General features: G+C 66.1%; 3 protein-coding genes. 1 reads left to right on the top strand and 2 read right to left on the bottom strand.

All coding sequences use genetic code 11. From position 1 onward, the window contains the following. Window positions 1–873: serine hydrolase domain-containing protein (locus tag V6M42_RS02250; RefSeq protein ID WP_332676861.1), on the bottom strand; the 873-nt coding region annotated here is incomplete at its 3' end. A gap of 169 nt (window positions 874–1042) precedes the next feature. Here V6M42_RS02250 and clpB point away from each other — a divergent pair. Continuing rightward, on the top strand, window positions 1043–3631 hold the full coding sequence (clpB, locus tag V6M42_RS02245) for an ATP-dependent chaperone ClpB (RefSeq protein ID WP_332676859.1): 2589 nt from the start codon (window positions 1043–1045) through the stop codon (window positions 3629–3631). Between the two features lie 24 nt (window positions 3632–3655). Here the strand turns inward: clpB and V6M42_RS02240 are convergent. Then, the coding region (locus V6M42_RS02240) for a hypothetical protein (protein ID WP_332676857.1) at window positions 3656–4609 on the bottom strand (954 nt) is incomplete at its 5' end.

Below are 4609 nucleotides of genomic sequence, written 5' to 3'. Positions count from 1 at the left end.
CAGCTGCACCGCGATCCATTTGGCCCAGTCCACCGGGTTGGTGACGAAGCCGCCCGCCGCGCCCGCCGCGGCCCAGTCCCAGACCTCCTGGATCGACTGGCCGATGGTCCGCATCTCGCCCTGATAGCGCAGCGGCGGCCCGATCCGGCCGTGCGGCAGCGCCGACTTCGCCGGGTCCGCCGCCGTCATCAGCGGCAGGGTCTCCGTCATGCCCAGCCGGTCGAGGATCCGCGTCTGCACGAACTGCTCCCACGGCATGCCCGAGGCCGCCGCCACCACCTCGCCCGCGGCCACGAACATCAGGTTGCAGTAGTGGTAGGTCGTGCGGAAGCTGTCCTCGATGGGCACATGCGGAATGGCCGCCATGATCTCGGCCCGCGTCCGGTCGCTGTTGGGCCAGAACAGCAGGTCGCCGGCCCCCAGGCCGAAGCCGATCCGGTGGCTGACCAGATCGCGCACCGTCACCATCCCGTTCAGCTCGGGCTTCGACAGGCTGAAGCCGGGCAGATACGTCCGCACCGGCTCGTCCCACTTCACCTTCCCCTCGTCGATCAGGATGGCCAGGGCCGCGCAGGTCACCGCCTTGGTGTTCGAGGCGATGGCGAACAGGGTGTGCTCGTCCACCGCCGCCCCGCCGATCGCCCGCACGCCGTAGCCGCGCGTCAGCACCGCCTGACCGCCCTTGACCAGCGCCACCGACACCGCCGGCTGATCGGGGAAGGCCGCCATCGTCCGCTTCACATAGGCGTCCACCTGATCCGCCAGCGCCGCGCTGTCGTTGGCGGGCGCCTGGGCCCAGCCCCGCGACGGCAGGGCGGCCGCTCCGGCCACGGACGAAACCAGCGCCGCGCGGCGGGTAAGACGGATGGACATGCAAGGGGCTCCCGACTGGACTCGGGCCGGACGCTAGCGCGCCTCCGCCCGCCTCGCCAGCGGCCTCTTGCACGGCCCCGGGGCGGCGCCCACCTGATCATGCAACCGCCCGGCGCGTTGCTTGCATGAGGATGCGCCCGGCTCCTCCGCTGTCCGCAGGGAATACGCCTTGAACCTCGACCTCTACTCCGACCGCGCCAAACAGGCCGTCCAGTCCGCCCAGTCGCTGGCCCTCGCCCGCCGCCACCAGCAGTTCGCCCCCGAACACCTGCTCAAGGTCCTGCTGGAAGAGCGCGACGGCCTGGCCCGCAACCTGATCACCGCCGCCGGCGGCGACCCCGCCCGCGCCGAAACCGCCACCGAAACCGCCCTCAAGAAGCGCGCCCAGGTCTCGGGCGGCTCGGGCCAGCTCTATCTCGACGGCGACACCGCCCGCGTCTTCTCCAGCGCCGAGGAAGCCTCGAAGAAGGCCGGCGACGCCTTCGTCACCACCGAACGCCTGCTGGGCGCCATCGCCCGCGAGGGCGGCGTCGCCGCCGAGGTCCTGAAATCCGTCGGCGCCACGCCCGAAAAGCTCGACGCCGCCATCGCCGAGGTCCGCAAGGGCAAGACCGCCGACAGCGCCGCCGCCGAGGACGGCTACGACGCCCTCAAACGCTACGCCCGCGACCTGACCCTCGCCGCCCGCGACGGCAAGATCGACCCCGTCATCGGCCGCGACGAGGAGATCCGCCGCACCATCCAGGTCCTCGCCCGCCGCACCAAGAACAACCCCGTCCTGATCGGCGAGCCCGGCGTCGGCAAGACCGCCATCGTCGAGGGCCTGGCCCTGCGCATCGTCAACGGCGACGTGCCGGAATCCCTGCGCGACAAGGTCGTCATGGCGCTGGACATGGGCTCCCTGATCGCCGGCGCCAAATACCGCGGCGAGTTCGAGGAGCGGCTCAAGGCCGTGCTGGCCGAGGTCACCGCGGCCGAGGGCGGCATCATCCTGTTCATCGACGAGATGCACACCCTGGTCGGCGCCGGAAAGGGCGACGGCGCCATGGACGCCTCCAACCTGCTCAAGCCTGCCCTCGCCCGCGGCGAGCTGCACTGCGTCGGCGCCACCACGCTGGACGAGTACCGGAAACACGTCGAGAAGGACGCCGCCCTCGCCCGCCGCTTCCAGCCCGTCTTCGTGGAAGAGCCCAGCGTCGAGGACACCGTCTCCATCCTGCGCGGCATCAAGGAGAAGTACGAGGTCCACCACGGCGTGCGCATCAGCGACAGCGCCATCGTCGCCGCCGCGACCCTCAGCCACCGCTACATCACGGACCGCTTCCTGCCCGACAAGGCCATCGACCTGATCGACGAGGCCGCGTCGCGCGTGCGCATGGCCGTCGATTCCAAGCCCGAGGCGCTGGACGAGATCGACCGCCGTCTGGTCCAGCTGAAGATCGAGCGCGAGGCCCTGAAGAAGGAGGACGACAACGCGTCCCGCCTGCGTCTCGAAAAGCTCGAGCACGAGATCGCCGACCTCGAGGGCCAGTCCGACGACCTGACCGCCCGCTGGAAGTCGGAGAAGGAAAAGGTCGGCCAGGGCGCCCAGCTGCGCGAAACCCTCGACCGCCTGCGCGCCGAACTGGCCGCCGCCCAGCGCGCCGGCGACCTGGGCCGCGCGTCAGAGATCGCCTACGGCCAGATCCCCCAGATCGAGAAACAGCTCGCCGAGGCCGAGGCCGCCGAATCCTCCGGGTCCGGACCCTTGACCCCGGAAGTGGTCGACGCCGAACAGATCGCCCAGGTCGTCAGCCGCTGGACCGGCGTCCCCGTCGACAAGATGCTGGAGGGCGAGCGCGAAAAGCTGCTCAAGATGGAGGACGCCCTGTCCCGCCGCGTCGTCGGCCAGGACGAGGCCTTGACCGCCGTCGCCGACGCCGTGCGCCGCGCCCGCGCCGGCCTGAACGACCCCAACCGCCCGCTGGGCAGCTTCCTCTTCCTCGGCCCCACGGGCGTCGGCAAGACCGAGCTGACCAAGGCCCTGGCCGAATTCCTGTTCGACGACGAGGCCGCCATCACCCGCATGGACATGTCGGAATACATGGAGAAGCACAGCGTCTCCCGCCTGATCGGCGCCCCTCCCGGCTATGTCGGCTATGACGAGGGCGGCGCCCTGACCGAGGCCGTGCGCCGCCGCCCCTATCAGGTCGTCCTGTTCGACGAGGTCGAAAAGGCCCACCCCGACGTCTTCAACGTCCTGCTCCAGGTCCTCGACGACGGCCGCCTGACCGACGGCCAGGGCCGCGTCATCGACTTCAAGAACACCCTGATCATCATGACCTCCAACCTCGGCTCGGAAGCCCTGGCCGGTCAGGGCGAGGGCGACGACGTCGAGAGCGTCCGCCCCTACGTCATGGAACAGGTCCGCGGCCATTTCCGCCCCGAGTTCCTGAACCGCATCGACGAGATCATCCTCTTCCGCCGCCTCGGCCGCGATCAGATGTCGGGGATCGTCCGCATACAGCTTTCCCGGTTCGAGAAGCTGCTGGCCGACCGCCGACTGACGTTGTCGCTGGACGACGGCGCCTACGCCTGGCTGGCCGACAAGGGCTACGACCCGGTCTATGGCGCGCGGCCGCTGAAGCGGGTGATCCAGAAGGATCTGGTCGACCCGATCGCGCGGAAGCTTCTGGCGGGCGAGATTGAGGACGGGAGCGTGATTGCCGTGTCAGCGGGGGATGGCGGGCTGGAGATCGGGAAGGCGCGGGTGCATTAACGGAGCGGCGAGTGCCATCAGCAATCACGCATTCCCGCGGCCGGGCGCGTTTGGTGCCTCACCCAGCGTAGCGACGATCCGATTATACAACTTCTCTCTCAACTCTGGAGGATCAGTCCAAAGAACATGTGAGATTTGCCGTGTGTCAAAATGCACAAGGGATATCTGGTCGGCCCGAACGCAGGATATCACCTCCATGCCGAGTCCTCTTGCAAACCCAGCCTCATAGTAAACCCCACCACGGGGGACGTGATGTGACACACCATCAGCGACGAGAACTTCAGAGGTAAAATCTGACACCAGAAATCGAGACCGCCTTATTTCGGCGATGATCTCATCATCAATTTTGTTGTTGTGTTCTTTAGCGTCGATCCGGAACGGTTCGTAGCCAGCATCCTTGATAGCAAGAGCTATGCCATTAGTGTAAACCTCATCCGTAGACTGATGAAACCACATCGCCACAAAAACTTGTAGGGAGTCTGATCCACCAATACGCGTTCCATCTAATCTGTCCCACCCAGATGAAGTAAGAAGAGCGTAATCTCCAGATTGCTCTATAAAACCATCCTGACTTAACAGTTCTAGCAGGGCGTTTACATCCGAGGTGTCAGAGTAAATCGCTTCGGTCCAGACTGCTAGATAGTTTCTCCAGTATATATAGTTTTGCTCTACATTTCCTCGGATCTTCATCCTCATCTTGAGCCCGAGAGGCAGTCTGGAAAGGGCGAGAAAAAATCGATCCTTCCTCTGCCCGACGGTCAAATTTTTTCGGAGCTGCACCTGCTCTACGACTGCTGTGTTGATTACAGGGACATCGACGCCAATTGACCGTTGGTCAACTAACCAGGTAGTAAGCCGGGCCTTCTGATGCATCTCCAGATTCTCGACTGCATGCACGGCCGACCCTGTCACCCGATAGCCGCCACCCGCTCGCCTTGAATCTCTTCCGAGGTAGTCGCCATCCGACGCAATCTCTTC

Origin of the sequence: Brevundimonas sp. (genome assembly GCF_036677305.1) — a bacterium.
Classification (GTDB): Bacteria; Pseudomonadota; Alphaproteobacteria; order Caulobacterales; family Caulobacteraceae; genus Brevundimonas.
The sequence above is the reverse complement of the archived record's forward strand: the minus strand, read 5'-3'. Positions and strand labels throughout refer to the sequence as shown.